The organism is Wenyingzhuangia gracilariae (assembly GCF_056387575.1).
Window position 1 is genome coordinate 444,750 of record NZ_CM150748.1, and the last position, 14,889, is coordinate 459,638.

At 30.6% G+C, this 14,889-nt stretch carries 12 protein-coding genes; 7 read left to right on the forward strand and 5 right to left on the reverse strand.

Annotated features, from left to right (window positions below):
* The first annotated feature begins 13 nt into the window (after positions 1-13).
* From ACY2IJ_RS01730 to ACY2IJ_RS01760, 7 genes are all read left to right on the forward strand, one after another.
* Positions 14-1,027, forward strand: a complete 1,014-nt coding sequence (locus tag ACY2IJ_RS01730; protein ID WP_476725445.1) for an efflux RND transporter periplasmic adaptor subunit — start codon at positions 14-16, stop codon at positions 1,025-1,027.
* Between the two features lie 24 nt (positions 1,028-1,051).
* Positions 1,052-4,249 (forward strand): efflux RND transporter permease subunit, encoded by a 3,198-nt coding sequence (locus ACY2IJ_RS01735; RefSeq protein ID WP_476725446.1) that lies wholly within the window; start codon positions 1,052-1,054, stop codon positions 4,247-4,249.
* A 96-nt stretch (positions 4,250-4,345) separates the two neighbouring features.
* On the forward strand, positions 4,346-5,623 hold the full coding sequence (locus tag ACY2IJ_RS01740) for a TolC family protein (protein ID WP_476725447.1): 1,278 nt from the start codon (positions 4,346-4,348) through the stop codon (positions 5,621-5,623).
* 13 nt (positions 5,624-5,636) lie between these two features.
* Entirely contained in the window at positions 5,637-6,236 is a 600-nt protein-coding gene (locus ACY2IJ_RS01745) for a TetR/AcrR family transcriptional regulator (RefSeq protein ID WP_476725448.1), read from the forward strand.
* Between the two features lie 137 nt (positions 6,237-6,373).
* Positions 6,374-6,673 (forward strand): putative quinol monooxygenase, encoded by a 300-nt coding sequence (locus tag ACY2IJ_RS01750; protein ID WP_476725449.1) that lies wholly within the window; start codon positions 6,374-6,376, stop codon positions 6,671-6,673.
* Between the two features lie 408 nt (positions 6,674-7,081).
* Positions 7,082-8,392: a KAP family P-loop NTPase fold protein gene (locus ACY2IJ_RS01755; protein ID WP_476725450.1), complete on the forward strand. Its 1,311-nt coding sequence runs from the start codon at positions 7,082-7,084 to the stop codon at positions 8,390-8,392.
* Positions 8,355-9,050: a hypothetical protein gene (locus tag ACY2IJ_RS01760; RefSeq protein ID WP_476725451.1), complete on the forward strand. Its 696-nt coding sequence runs from the start codon at positions 8,355-8,357 to the stop codon at positions 9,048-9,050. Before ACY2IJ_RS01755 ends, ACY2IJ_RS01760 begins: the two co-directional genes overlap by 38 nt.
* 227 nt (positions 9,051-9,277) lie before the next feature.
* Here ACY2IJ_RS01760 and ACY2IJ_RS01765 read toward each other — a convergent pair whose 3' ends face one another.
* From ACY2IJ_RS01765 to ACY2IJ_RS01785, 5 genes are all read right to left on the reverse strand, one after another.
* Positions 9,278-9,967, reverse strand: a complete 690-nt coding sequence (locus tag ACY2IJ_RS01765; RefSeq protein WP_476725452.1) for a YiaD family glycine zipper/OmpA-like lipoprotein — start codon at positions 9,965-9,967, stop codon at positions 9,278-9,280.
* Between the two features lie 140 nt (positions 9,968-10,107).
* Positions 10,108-11,625 carry a DEAD/DEAH box helicase gene (locus tag ACY2IJ_RS01770; RefSeq protein WP_476725453.1) on the reverse strand — a complete coding sequence of 506 codons (1,518 nt, stop codon included), beginning with the start codon at positions 11,623-11,625 and terminating at the stop codon, positions 10,108-10,110.
* 187 nt (positions 11,626-11,812) lie between these two features.
* Complete coding sequence (locus tag ACY2IJ_RS01775; protein WP_476725454.1) at positions 11,813-12,988, reverse strand: hypothetical protein; 1,176 nt, start codon at positions 12,986-12,988, stop codon at positions 11,813-11,815.
* Positions 12,989-13,065: 77 nt separating this feature from the next.
* Positions 13,066-13,545, reverse strand: a complete 480-nt coding sequence (locus ACY2IJ_RS01780) for an Lrp/AsnC family transcriptional regulator (protein WP_476725455.1) — start codon at positions 13,543-13,545, stop codon at positions 13,066-13,068.
* A 113-nt stretch (positions 13,546-13,658) separates the two neighbouring features.
* Positions 13,659-14,714, reverse strand: a complete 1,056-nt coding sequence (locus ACY2IJ_RS01785) for a M14 family zinc carboxypeptidase (RefSeq protein ID WP_476725456.1) — start codon at positions 14,712-14,714, stop codon at positions 13,659-13,661.
* Positions 14,715-14,889: the final 175 nt, after the last annotated feature.

Consider the following 14,889-nt stretch of genomic DNA (forward strand, 5'->3'; position numbering starts at 1 on the left):
AACAATCATATCTATGAGACATTTATTAACGCTAACAGCACTCGCTTTTTTGTTAGCTAGTTGTTCCCACAAAGAAGAACCTAAAGTTAAGGAACAAATTCAAAAAGCAACTATTAGAGAAATTACAAGTACCTCCGAAAATGAATTACTAACCTATAGTGGAACTATTGAAGCAGACAATATTGTTTCTATAGGCTTTTCTGTTGCTGGTAGAGTAAATCATGTAGCTGTGCAAGAAGGGCAAAGAGTTAAAAAAGGACAATTGTTAGCTTCTATTGATGCTATTAATTATCAAAACGAATTTACCATTGCAGAGGCCAATGCAGAACAAGACACAGATAATTTTAATAGATTAAATGGTTTGTACCAAAAAGGAAGTTTGCCAGAACGTGACTTTATTGCTGCAAAAGTAGCTATTGCCAAAGCAAAAGCAAATAAAAGCATGGCTGCTAAAAATTTGGCAGATACCAAATTGTATGCACCGTTTACAGGAATTATTACAGCCAAAACTACGGAGATTGGTGCAACTGTTGCCCCTGGAGTTCCTGCTTTTACCATTATGAAAACAGATAGGGTATATGCAAAAGCATCTATTACAGAATCGGAAATTTCTAAACTAACTCTTGGCAAACAAGCTGTGGTTACTGTTGCATCTTTAAACCAAACATTTAAAGGAACCATAGATGTTTTAAACCCTAGTGCAGATGAACTTACCAGAACATTTACCATAAAAGTTGGTTTAGACAATAGTGATAATCAATTATTGCCTGGGATGATTAGTAGCATTCAAATAAACACAGGGAATCCTGTTAAAGTGATTACCATTCCTTCTGTTTCTGTAGTAAGGGATGCTAACGATTTACTGTATGTATTTGTGGCAGAAAACGGAAGAGCCCTTAAAAAAAGAATCACTGTGGGTGGTTTTAAAGGCAATAACATTGTGGTAAACTCTGGCTTAAACGTAGGAGATAAGGTGCTAGTAGAAGGGCAAAAGAATGTAAAGGAAGGACAAAGAATTGCCTTATAATTTGAACCGAAAGACACTTTAGAAATGAAAAAAGTAAAAATAAACCTCATAGAAGCTTCTATGAAATACCATCAGGTAACCATTGTACTTACTATACTATTAATGATTTTAGGAATTTACTCACTAGCTACCATGGCACGTAGTGAAGATCCTAAGATTACAGTACGAAAAGGTTTAGTAGTTGCAGCTTTTCCTGGAGCTGATGAAGTTCAGGTAGAAAAACAATTAACAAATCAACTAGAACAATATTTATTTGGTTTTGAGGAAGTAAGAAAAGAAAAAACAGTTTCTGACACCAAAGAAGGACAAGTAATTGTAACTGTAGAACTGAATGAAAATGTAGAGAATCCAGACTTGTTTTGGTCTACATTACAACGTGGTTTAAACACCACTTTTAGACAGAATTACACTTTACCACAAGGAATGATTGGACCTATGGTAAATAGCGATTTTGGAGATGTAGTTGCACAAATGATTACGGTATCTGCTCCCGGACGTAGTTATGCAGAACTAGAAACTTACTTAGACCAGTTAGAGGATGGATTGAAAGTGATTCCTGAAACCTCTAAAATTAAAAGATACGGTGGACAAAAAGAACAAATTTATGTGACTGTTAAAGATGAAAAACTAAAACAATACGGATTTGATTTTTCTACCATTGCCCAAGTCATTCAAATGCAAAATAACATAGGCTATGCAGGTGGAATTACTTTAAAAAACTCCGAAGTTTCTGTGTTTGCAGATAATGAATACAAAAGCATTACTGATTTAGGAAATCAGATAGTGTACAGTACTCCTAACGGAAAAGTGGTGCGTTTAAAAGATGTAGCAACTATAGAACGTCGTTACCAAGAAACCGAAAGTTATATTAAAGTAGGGAATGATAAAGTAACTATGATTGCTGTAGAAATGCAACCAGGAAACAATATTGTGGAGTTTGGAGAAAAATTAGAAGTTGCAGTACATAAAATAGAACAAGAATTACCCAAAGATGTACACATACAAACTATTGTAAATCAGCCAGAAGTAGTAGAAGAAAGCATTAGTCATTTTATGCTTGAGTTTGCCATTGCTATTTTAGCTGTAATAACAGTTGTTATTGTATTACTTCCGTTTCGCTTTGCGGTTGTGTCTGCAGTGGCTGCTCCCGTTTCAATATTCATCACTTTTGGAGTTTTAAATATGATGGGAATAGAAATTCATCAAGTAACCTTAGCGGCCTTAATTATTGTATTGGGAATGGTGGTAGATGATGCCATTGTAGTGGTTGATAATTATATTGAAAAATTAGACGAAGGTGTAGATCCTTGGACTGCAGGTTGGCAAAGTGCCACACAATTAATGGTACCTGTATTTACAGCTACCATGGCCATTATTTGTTCCTTTTTACCTTTGGCATTTTTCTTAAATGGTTTGTCTAAAGAGTTTATACAAGCTTTACCAATTGCGGTTGCTGTAGCTTTATTTGCATCGCTATTAGTGGCTTTGTTGTTAACTCCGTATTTGTGTTATGTCTTTATCAAAAAAGGATTAAAAGATACCGAAAAAGAGGAAAAGGAAAAGAAAAAAGACAGCATGTTAGATCGCTTGCAAAATGTGTTTAACACTGCATTAGATCGTTGTTTTAAAAAGCCAAATTTAACACTATTAATGGGGCTTTTGTCAATATTCTTAGCTTTTGGAGTGGCTTCAGGATTGGAACAGGAATTGTTTCCTACCGCAGAAAGAAATCAATTTAACATTGAGGTTTGGTTGCCAAACGGAGGTAGCTTAGCACAAACGGAAGAAGTTGTAAAACGTGTAGAAAACCAAATACAAGGAGATGATAGAGTGGTAGGAGTTGCAAGTTTTGTAGGAACAAGTTCTCCTCGTTTTCATTCTACCTATGCACCAGAATTTCCACGTAAAAACTTTGCCCAAATTTTTATAACCACCACAGGTAAAGATGCTACCAAAGAGCTAGCTAAAGAATATTTGGTAAAGTTTAAAAACTTTGTACCAGATGGTTACATAAGAATACGTGAACTGTCTTTAAACGAAGCACCTGCACCTGTTGAAGTGAGAATTGTAGGAGAGGACCTTAATAAACAAAAAGAGGTTGCCATACAGGTAGAAAAAATCTTAAACAGTACAAAAGGAACCAACTGGGTAAGAACCTCTTATCAAGATGATTACTTAGGAGCCAAAATAGAATTAAAAGATGATGTTGCCAATAGGCTAGGAGTAACCAATGCCAATGTGTTGCAAACTTTAGGAGCAGGTTTAAAAGGATATCCGGTAAGTACCCTTTACGAAGGAGATAAGGCTATTGATATTTTAATGCGTTATGATGAGAAGGATAGAAATAACATAGATGATCTTGCTGCTATTCATATATCTACTGCTTTTGGAACCAAAATTCCGTTAAGAGAAGTAGCCCATATTTCTCCAGAATGGCATACAGGAGTTATTACGCACAGAAATGGATTGCGTACGCTTACAGTAAGAGCAGAAGCTCAATTAGGCGTAAAAGCTGCAACCATTCAAGCAGAAATTATGCCTAAAGTAGATGCTTTAAAGTTGCCCGATGGAATTAGTATTCATTACGGAGGTGAGTTTGAAAGCATCAACGAAACTGGACCTGGAATGGGAGCATCTATGGGAATTAGTGTCTTGTTAATTTTTTTAGTGTTGCTATTTCAATTTAAGAATTTTACCAAGGTGTTAATTGTATTGTCAACGTTCCCTTTAAGTTTATTAGGTGCCTTTTTAGGATTGTATTTAACAGGAAATCCAATGGGATTTACAGCCTTTATGGGAATTATTAGTCTGATTGGGATTGTGGTTCGTAACGGAATTATACTGGTAGACTATGCTGATGAATTAATTTTAGAACATGGATACAGCAAGTTAGAAGCCGCTAAAGCCGCAGGAAAAAGACGTATGAGACCTATTTTTTTAACATCAACCGCAGCAGCAATTGGAGTAGTGCCTATGATTGCAGGAAAATCTCCACTTTGGGCTCCTTTGGGTAGTGTTTTAGCTGTAGGACTGCTAGTATCTATGGTAATGACTTTGTTTATTGTTCCTGTTTTGTATTACAAATACGTAAAAATAGAAGCACCAGAGTTTCATCCGCATCCAAACGCACAAACTTTTGAATCTATTTTATACAAACCTAAAAAAAGTAGAACAGCTAGAAAGTTGGCTGTCTTAAAACACAAATTAAAAAAACGAATTTAAATAACTAAGAACTATAGTCTACTACGCTCTTTATAAAAAGCGATTGTTCCAAAAAGCCAAGAGGTAGTAGCTATAGTTTGTATTAAAATAAAAATAATGAACACCTATAAATATATACTGTCCTTTGTTTTTTTGATGGGGTTTTCTGTTCAGCATATCCATGCTCAAAAACAAGTATTATCTTTAGAAAAAGCAAAGACACTTGCCAAAACAAACAATAAAAAAACACTAAGAGCTTTGCAAAATATAGAAGCTGCCAAAGCCGCAAAAGCTTCTGTATCTGCAACAGATAAACCCTATGTAGAGGCTAGTGCAATGGGAATTCATGTGGGAAATCCTATAAGTGTTTTGTTGCCAGATTTTCAGGCATCAGCATCTTTAGGAGTCACACAAGTTATTTATGCAGGAGGAAAAATAAAGAACTCTAAAAAAATGAGTACAACTGCTGTTAACTTGTACAGTGCTCAAAAAGAATTGACTGAAGCAGAAGTTTTGTTAGATGTAGAAACTACTTATTGGCAAATTATAAATGTGACTGCCAAAGTAGATTTGGCTCATAAATACAAAGATTTGTTAACGGAGTTGTTAAAAGACTTGACCAATTCTTACGATGCGGGTCTTATTTATAAAAACGATGTGCTGCAAGTACAAGTACAATTAAATCAGGCCTCCTTAGATTTGATAAAAGCAAAAGATGGACTGTCTATTTTAAAGTTAAAAATGGCACAATTGATAGGGCTTAACAACACAGATTTTGAAGTAAATACCGAAATGAGTAATGAAACCTTGGTTACTCATAAAGCCAATCCAGAAGAAGCAATATCACAACGACCAGAAATAAAAATGCTTACAGAATCTGTAACCTTAGAAAATTTACAAACCAAAGTGTTAAAAGGAGATAGAAAACCAACGGTTTCTTTAAATGTCAGTGGTTTGTATGCTACCGGAAAAAACATCAATTTTAGTGATGGAGGTAACAGTTTAGCTTCTTATTACGGTGTGTTAAATGTTAGCGTTCCTGTGTTTGATTGGGGAAAAAGAAAACAAAAAGTAAAAGAACAAGAGTTTAAATCTGCTGCAAAACAATTAGAGTTAGAAGAAACAGAGGAGTTGGTACTTATACAAATTGAAAATGCTTATTTAGAATTGCAACAAGCTTTAAAAAGAGTAGAAATCACAGAAAAATCTTTAGAGCAAGCAGATGAGAATTTAAGATTGTATCAAGATCGTTTTGAAGCAGGTACCGTTATTGGTAAGGATGTTTTAGAAGCACAAGTACTGTGGCAACAAGCTTATTCCGAAGTGATTGATGCAAAAGCAATTCAACAAATAAGTTTGGCTAATTATAAAAAAGCAATTGGTGAAATTAATTAAAATCGTTTAAAAAATGTTTGTCAAAAATCACATTTTAAAAGTGTCCAAAACATTGTTTTTTAGTTTTGGTATTAAAAATATTAGCATGGATGATATTGCTAATAAATGTGGGATTTCTAAAAAAACAATTTACAAACATTATGAAAGCAAAAGTAATTTATTAAATCAAACCATTGTGTTACAGGTAGAAGAATTAAAAAATAACCTAATTAAAACGAGTGCAGTTTCTAAAAATGCTTTAGAAGAATTGCATTCGTTTTTTGCATATATTAACGAAATATCTTACGTAATATCTCCTGTATATGGAAAAGAATTAAAAAAGTATTATCCTTATAAATATATAGAATTGTTTAGGTTTAAAAACGAAATTATTATTCCTTTTGTTTTACAAAATATTGAAAAAGGAATAGAAGAGGGGCTTTATAAACAAGAATTAAACATTCAGGAAACCTGCGAATCTTTTGATGCTATTTCTAAAATTATTTTTACTTCAGATGCCTCTTTTAATTACCAAACCAACAAAAATGCAGTAGTTTTTCTAAATTCACTTTTTATACATAGATTGGTTTCTGTAGAGGGTTTGAATCTTTTAAACGAGTTAAATAAGAGCTAATTTTTGATAAAATAGGTTAAAAAAGCATCATTCATAGGGTTAATGATAACCTTTATACATACACAAACTTCCGTTTATAATACTTTAATCTACTAGACAACGTACTTAACTTTGTTTTTAAACTAAAAATCTAGATGATGAAAAAATCTTATTTAACTATTGTGGCAAGAATAAAAGTAGCAGAAAATGATAGAGAATTTATTCTATCTGAACTTATAAAATTAGTACGTATTAGTAAAACCGAAGTTGGAAATATAGATTATGTTTTGCATGACGACAACGAGAATCCAAATCAATTTTTTGTGTTTGAAAGATGGGCAACGTTAGCATCTTTAAAGGACCATGGTCAGAGCAAACATTTCATTCAGTTTAAAAATGCTACCGATGGAAAGTTAAAAGAATTTGTTGTTCATAAAATGACAGAAATTATCAACTAAGATTTCTATACTATATTTTTTAGTATAGTTTGTCAATCTCTGAGAATCGCGTATTTGATTTTATTCTGTACAATTGATCAAATACACGATTTATAAATATAACTATTTTGGTTATATATTAAGTAATGTTCTCCGTTATGTAACTTGAGCTTTGGTAAAAGCGAAAGTTGTTACTATAGGTTTCTTAAAAAAAAAATATTCTAAAAGTTTCTTCTACAATGTTAATGGAAAGCTTTTTATGAGACGACGTAGGAGGGAGGCATAATGTGTGTACAATAAATACATATGCTTATTTGTCAGTATTTTACTGTTCTTTTGTTGTATTCTGTCAGATTATTATATGCATATCAAAAAAATACAATTGGTATAAATATTGACATAACGTAAATAACATATCTATAAAAGCTTATGAGTAAGTATTACAAAATCACTTTTCTTTTTACTGGATTATTAATACTGTTTTATAAGCCTATAAAGAAACTATATGACGATACAATAATTAATCCTGTCTTAAGTAAGATAGAATCTAATTTAGTTATAGATTTAATCTTTGCAATTGTTTTATTTTTTATTATTAGAAAAGTATACCTAAACTTTGTAAATAGAAGTTATGTTTCTGGACACCAATGGTTATTTAGTTTGATAGCTATTGGCTTTTATGTTTTCATAAGATTTTATCAGAATTATAATTTTTTCGGATTTACTTTTTTCGACTCTTTAAAATACCTCGATATTTTATCATTCTATTTTTTAGTTTCCCCATTAAGTTCAATTTTATCTGTTTTTCATAAAAAGAAAAAAAGAGTAGAAAACAATGACCATCTTTTTGATGATTCGCCGATAGATTCAGAAAATGAAGATGCACTTGATAGAAATTATAAAGCTAAACGTATAGCAGATGAAATTTTTCAATCAAAAACAAACGAAGCAATTGGGTTTGGGATAACAGGAGAATGGGGAAGTGGAAAAACCTCTTTTCTAAATTTACTAAAAAAGGAAATCGAAACTAAAAATTCAGAAAACGATTTTATTGTTATTAATTTCAATCCATGGCGTAATTTAGGTGTTGAACCGATTATCCAAGACTTTTTTGATACTATTCAACAATCTTTGAGACCATATAGTGAAGATGTATATCGTGAAATTAAAGAATATTCAAATTCATTATTGAATATTAGTAAATCAAATATAGCAGATAGCTTAAAAGAGATTTTAGGATTAGCTTTTAAAAAAAACATTTCTTCTGACTTTAATTCTTTAAATTCTCTTTTAAAAAGCATCGATAAGAGAGTAATAATTTTTATTGATGATTTTGATAGACTACAGGCTAATGAAATTTTTGAAATCTTAAAACTTATTAGGAATACTGCTGGCTTTGACAATTTTGTTTATGTTGTTGCCTTTGATAAGGTATATCTTAATGATTCTTTAGAACATTTAAATATCCCAAATCCTCAAAGTTTTTCAGAGAAAATATTCTTAAAAGAAGAACATTTAATACCTGTTACTCAATCTCAAATCAAAGAGTTTATTAAGGTAACATTAATTTCAAAAGTAGAAGATAAAAAAGAAGAAATTGAGTCTTATTTCGGTGATAGTTCTTTAATTTTTGGAACAGAACATAATGATATCCCTTTGAATCATTTGCGAGGTGCTAAAAGGTTTTTGAATTCTTTTGTTAATGATTATTTACAAATCTTTACAAAATTTTATTTCTAACAGAGATAATAAAATAACCGATAAATTTTATGATGGTAATATCCAAGAGTTTAAAGATTTCATTTTATCCATTTTAAATAATTCTACGTCTCCATATTTGTTTGAATCAGATTTTCTCAATCATGTTATTGATGACAACTTTAATGAAGAACATTTTATTTTATCAGAAAACGAAATAAAAGATGTTCTAACCAAATATTTAAGAGATTATTTAAAGACCTCAAATGAATTGTCGAATAAAGTTTGGGCTTTATTCGACAATTGTAAAACCATTACAACAGAATTAAATGAGCAACATCAAAGAGTAAGAACTTTTAATTATTTTGATGATGTACAAGAATTACTGATTGAATTCATGAAAAAAGATTTAGATAATTTTTTGTTGAATTTTATTGAAGCTATGCCATTTAGAGGAAGTAGTCAAGGAGATAATTTAGTTGGTGTGTCTCATGGAATTAAAAACAATATTTTCGGAAGTTTTGAAGTCTTTGAGAATTGGTTAAATGATTTAAATGAAGATGATTTAGCTAAACCAACTTTATTTAAGGTGGAGTTTTTAGAATTTTTCAGAAAATTTAAAGAAGCAGAATTCAATAAGGTTGATTTTGATTTCAAATTTCAACCTGTAATTGATAAGTTAAAATCACTTGAGCGTTAGTGTGATTATATTTTAATTAGTATTTCAGCTTTTTAAAGAATTTTCTTCAGTCACCTTGGTTAGTTTTTTTATGAAACAAAGATAAGTGAATTTAAATAATGTCAATTATAGCTTACGAATAGATAAACCGCTCTTATTAACAAGATAATATATTTGTGTTATAATTTATATTATGTTAAATAGAATATTTTAAAGAAAAGGACTGTAGTTATTACAGTCCTTTTATATTATTGTTGCTTAGCTTCTTGTTCCGCTTGTTTTTTCATAGTTTCATTTGCTATAATAGCCAATTCAACTCTTCTGTTTTTAGCTTTTCCTTCTGCAGTAGAATTATCAGCAATTGGTAACAATTCACCTTCACCTTTTACTGTAAATCTATCAGCAGGAACTCCTAAAGTTTGTAAATAGTTTGCTACTGCTTGTGCTCTTTTTTCAGACAAAGTTAAGTTGTATGATTCAGCTCCGTCAGAATCTGTATGTCCGGTAACAAATAAATTTGTTTCTGGATACTTTTGCAATACCTCTGCTAATTTTGTTAATACGTTTTTAGTTTCTGTATTGATTGATGTTCCGTTAGAAGCAAAATAAATTCCAGAATCTTTGTCAAAAACAACATCAATTCCTTCTCCAACTCTATATACTTGAGCTCCAGGAATAGAATTTCTTAGTTCTTCTGCTTGTTTGTCCATTTTTTTACCAATGATTACTCCCGTAGTACCCCCAACAGCAGCACCTCCAATAGCTCCAATTGCAGCTCCTTTTTTACCACCAATTAAAGCACCAATTCCTGCTCCAATTGCAGCACCAGCTCCTGTTCCTAAAAGACCTCCTTTGGTAGTGTTGTTCATACTAGAACATCCAACAAACATGCTTGTGCTTAAACAAACTAAGACTAAATTTCTAAAGATTTTTTTCATTGTTATATTTTTTATTGTACTGTAAAAATAAATTCTTTTTTGATTATAAGTTCTATAAAATAGACCAATGGATTAAATGTAATTATTATTTAACATATGATTACTTTAAATTGGTGTTTAAATAGAGTTTTAATAGTTAACTATTCTTTAAACTTCATATTAATAGCCGTATTCAGTTTACGTTTGTAGTCTTCTTCTAACCACATAATGTAATTTTTTGTACTCTTAATCATGTAATGAGAATACTTTTTAATTCGGTCTTTAATATCATCATCTAATAAAATAGCCAATTCTCTAGCATCAAAAACATCTTCTGCGTTTTCGTAACACATTTGTGCATGTTGTTCTACAGATTTGTCTAAAACTATTTTTGATTTGATTCCTCTTTTAATGGCTTTTTCGTATTCTTCTTTTACTTTGAATGAAATATCTTCGGAGTTTTTAAATTTCTCTCTAACCTCAGGTGGCATTTCATATACAAATTGACGTTCTATTTCCTCGTCATTAATTAAGTTGTCTAAATAATAATCTGGAGATTTAAAAATACGCTTCCAATTAATGGGTGCACTCCACAAGCCAAATCTGGCAGCATTGTTACCTAAATCAATAACATTAAATGTTTTTTTGTTTTTAAACACACGTGAACCACGACCAATCATTTGGTAATATAAAGTGATAGATTTTGTGGCTCTGTTTAATATAATGGTATCTACACTTGGCTCATCAAACCCGGTGGTTAATATACTTACAGAGGTTAAAATTGCATCGGGTGTGTGTTTGAACCATTTTAAAATGTCACTTCTTTCTTGTTTTGAAAAAGTATTATCTAAATGACGAATGTTTTCGTAACCTGCTGCCTTAAAAGTATCGTATACATGCCATGATGTGTTGATACCATTGTTAAAAATTAAGGTTTTTTTACCTAATGACTTTTCTGCATATGCGTGTAAAAGCTTGTCTTGCATTAGGTTACTAGAGTATAAATCGTCTGATGATTTAACAGTATAATCACCATTGATCCCCACTTTTAAACCTCCTAAAGCAACATCAAAAGTATAGGTAGTTGCTTTTGCTAAAAAGCCTCTTTCTATAAGAGTAGATATAGGCTCTCCCACTAACAATTCATCATAAATTTCGTTCATAGGAAGTTTTATGTTGGAACTTAATGGGGTTGCAGTTACTCCAAGTATAAAACAGTTTTGAAAATATTTAAATAATTTTCTAAAAGAATTGTAATGAGCTTCATCAATAATTACCATGCTAACATCTTGCATATCTAGCAACTCATCATTCAATCTGTTTTTTAGAGTTTCTACCATGGCAACAAAACACATGTATTCGTCTTGGTCGTCTAATGATTTTACATCACTTGTAATTACTTTGTTAGCAACTCCAAATTCTGCCAACATTTTTGATGTTTGACTACTTAATTCTATTCTATGTGTTAGGATAAGAACCTTTTTTTTAGATTCCTCAATAAAACGTCTTGCAATTTCTGAAAAAATAACAGTTTTTCCCCCTCCTGTTGGTAGCTGAAATACCAAGTTATAATTGTCGGGTTTGTTGTTGATTTTATCAAATACTTTATCAATATTTTCTTTTTGATAATCGTATAACTGTTTTCCTTTTTTAACTTTTTTATTTTCTTCTACTTCCATATGGTCTTTATGAGTTTTGCAAAACTACGCAGTTTTTAAAGTTCTACGAAATTATTACCTCATTTTTACTCATAAAATATGGTAGTTGGGTTAGTTTTAGGGGTTTGTAAAATAAAAGAAAGCTATTTGTACATTATTTGTGGCTATATCTTGTTTAAATTAAGAATTGTACAAAGGTAGTTTTAGACTATATTTTCTTAAAAGGCTTTCTTATTTCGTAATTGCTAGGTTTTACATATTGTGTTAAAGGTTTTAAAACACAATGCAACAATGGGTTTGTGTGTTTTATATACAAATTCATTTCTTTGGGTATAGCACCTAAAGAACTTTTCATAGTTTCTGCTGTTCTTCCTAATCTTAATTCTGTTACTTGTTTGTCTATGGCTAATTTTACATAATCATATAAAATTCTTTGATAAACAGGTTGTGTTTTATTTACGTTGTAATTAAGTCCTACGTAATTTGCATCTAAATAATTGTTGTTGATACAAGCAGTACTAAAAGCAATTAATTCTTTGTCTAAAAAATATCCTGTAAAAATAAAAAGATCTTTAAGTTGCTTTTTTAATTCATAAAAACTGTTGGTAGATAATCTGACCATATTAAAACTAGCTGTATCTAGAACGGAATTATAAAGTTGATGAATGGTTTTGTTATGAGTTTTAATATCTTCTGCCAAAAATGGTTGACTAGTAATTAATGATGTTTTTTTGTATACACTTTTGGCTCTGGTTCTATATTTGGTAACCATATTGGCTAAATAATCATCAAAGGAAAGCCAGTTTTTAGAGAGACTTAAAACCATGTTTACATCTATTTGAAAACAAGCATGTTTTTTTAGCAGTTCTTGTTGTAGGGTTGTTTGTTGATTGAACCAAAACTCTTTATGCATGATAAATTTTAGTTTGGTTGTTTTTTTTGATTTGGATAAATGTTTGGTTAATTTCTTTGTTATTAAAGGAATTAATTCTGTAGATACATTAGGTTTGAAATAAAAGCCATGAGGCCCTGTGGCAAAAAAGTTCCCACACAACAATAAATTTCCATTTATTCTTTTTAAAATGTTGGAGGTTGTAGTATTGTGTATTTCGCTTGGGAATTTTTTTTGATTGAAAAATTCATTTTGTACATGAATCCATTGAAAATACATTACTCCTACAGGAATGTTGGAAGCGTATACAACTACATAAATAAAAACAATTGAAGAAGAAGTGCTTTTTTCTATAGCTTTTAAATATGCGGGTTGTAAGTAAATGTTTGGTACTTCTACTTTTTTCCAATCAGTTTCTAAGCTACTAAAGGTAAAAGAATAGGAAAAAGAGAGATGGGAGTTTATGGTTGTCCTTTCTGGAAATTCAATCATTATTGGCAATTACATGGTATAAAAAAAACACCTTAGTAGTGGTTTACTAAGGTGTTTCCTTACAAAGAATAAAACAATTAATAATCTTTAAAAATTGCGTGCATCATTCTTTTTTTATCGTTTATACTTTCTTCCATAGAAATCATGGTTTCAGTTCTTCGAACCCCATCAATATCATCTATTTGGAAAATTATATCTTTAGCTTGGTTGGTGTCTTTTGCTCTAATTTTACAGAAAATATTATATTTTCCTGCAGTTATGTAGGCTACGGTTACATTTGGAATTTTTTCTAATGCATCTAATACACCTCTAATTTTAGAACTACTTTCTAAAAACAATCCAACGTGTGCAATAAAATTGTATTGCATTTTTTCGTAGTCCAAGGTTAATGTAGAACCTTTTATAATTCCCTCATCTTCCATTTTTTTTACACGTACGTGAATGGTTCCTGCAGACACTAATAATTTTTTAGCAATATCGGTAAATGGTGTTCTTGCATTTTCGATCAACATGTCTAATATCTGATGATCTATTTCGTCTAAATGATGTTTTTTCATGGCCTAATGGGTACTTTACTTTCTATATTTTTACAAGTAGCAAAAATACAATAATTTAAAAATCTATTGCATTTTTATAAACTAAATATAGGGATTCTTAACGATAATATAAACTAAATTTCCTGATAGCCATAAAAATTTTTCAAATCTCCTCTTTGATGTTCTACCAATTTACTAACAAGTTTGTTGTTAACTACCTCATATTCATATTGAAAAGCAATGTCAGAGGTTGAATTATCATCTGTTTTTTGATTTCTGATAATTAAATCAAAATTTTGTTTTCCGTTGTTTGGAATGTCAAAATAGGGTTCGTAATTGTTATAATTGTCATTATTTACTAAATAAATAAGTCCGCTTAACATTGCGTAAAAGTTAAATTTACGTACAATGTCTCTATCGTAATCATTTTTATAATGTCCTGCTTCTATTAAAATAGTATTATGTCCTAGTTTCTGAAAATTATCTCCGGTAGCGGTTGGATAAAATTCATCGGTATATCTACCAACGTGATTTGGAATTAATTGCTGCAAAGTATTATTCATAGCAACAATGGCTGCCATGGTTTCTTTTCTACCTTGTGTTAAAGTTCTTTCTACATCTATAGAAGGAGCTAAAAAAGAAATGGTTGCAGGGTTTGTAAATCCTTCTACATTAAAAATGGTTCTTTGGTCGTGTAGGTTGAAACAAAATTGTGGATTAAAAGTATCTAATACATTTCTTAGCAATCTACTTTCTTTTGCTTTTAAATCTACTGCATCTCTATTTAAATCAATTTGATTGGCATTTACTCTTGTAAAATTTTGTGATCCATCTGGATTCAACATAGGAATAAAAACCAAAGTACATTTTTCTAACAAGTCTTTTGTGAATGTTTTTTCATTTGCTGAGTCACTAATATATCTAAAAACATCAAAAAGAGCTTTGGTTCCTGTACTTTCATTTCCATGCATTTGAGACCATAGTAAGATTCGTTTAGGTCCGTTTCCTAATTTTACTTGATATATATTTCTACCCTCTTCGGACTCTCCTATTTTTAAAACTTGAAAAGGAGCTTTTAAGTTTGTAAGAATTGGCTCTATGTCTTCTAATAAAATTCGTCTACCTGCTAGTTTGTTTTCAAAATTAGCAGCATACCATTTTTCTAAAATATCTAATTCTGTTTTTTTCATGTTACAAAAGTAAACTAAGTTTTGTTTACAAATGTGATTTACAAAAGTAAACAAAAGGTGAGTTTTTGAATCATTAAAACACAAGAAGGAAATTAATGTTGTAAACCTACTATAATCAATGCCTATATATTGTTTTTTACTTTAATTAAATGTATTTAATTAGTTGAAAAATAGT

Bases quoted from the DNA above. Each gene is read 5' to 3' on its own strand.
- ACY2IJ_RS01770 (WP_476725453.1), bottom strand. From the start codon at position 11,625: ATGGAAGTAGAAGAAAATAAAAAAGTTAAAAAAGGAAAACAGTTATAC.
- ACY2IJ_RS01745 (WP_476725448.1), top strand. From the start codon at position 5,637: ATGTTTGTCAAAAATCACATTTTAAAAGTGTCCAAAACATTGTTTTTT.
- ACY2IJ_RS01780 (WP_476725455.1), bottom strand. From the start codon at position 13,545: ATGAAAAAACATCATTTAGACGAAATAGATCATCAGATATTAGACATG.
- ACY2IJ_RS01740 (WP_476725447.1), top strand. From the start codon at position 4,346: ATGAACACCTATAAATATATACTGTCCTTTGTTTTTTTGATGGGGTTT.
- ACY2IJ_RS01785 (WP_476725456.1), bottom strand. From the start codon at position 14,714: ATGAAAAAAACAGAATTAGATATTTTAGAAAAATGGTATGCTGCTAAT.
- ACY2IJ_RS01755 (WP_476725450.1), top strand. From the start codon at position 7,082: ATGAGTAAGTATTACAAAATCACTTTTCTTTTTACTGGATTATTAATA.
- ACY2IJ_RS01775 (WP_476725454.1), bottom strand. From the start codon at position 12,988: ATGATTGAATTTCCAGAAAGGACAACCATAAACTCCCATCTCTCTTTT.
- ACY2IJ_RS01730 (WP_476725445.1), top strand. From the start codon at position 14: ATGAGACATTTATTAACGCTAACAGCACTCGCTTTTTTGTTAGCTAGT.
- ACY2IJ_RS01750 (WP_476725449.1), top strand. From the start codon at position 6,374: ATGAAAAAATCTTATTTAACTATTGTGGCAAGAATAAAAGTAGCAGAA.
- ACY2IJ_RS01760 (WP_476725451.1), top strand. From the start codon at position 8,355: ATGATTATTTACAAATCTTTACAAAATTTTATTTCTAACAGAGATAAT.
- ACY2IJ_RS01765 (WP_476725452.1), bottom strand. From the start codon at position 9,967: ATGAAAAAAATCTTTAGAAATTTAGTCTTAGTTTGTTTAAGCACAAGC.
- ACY2IJ_RS01735 (WP_476725446.1), top strand. From the start codon at position 1,052: ATGAAAAAAGTAAAAATAAACCTCATAGAAGCTTCTATGAAATACCAT.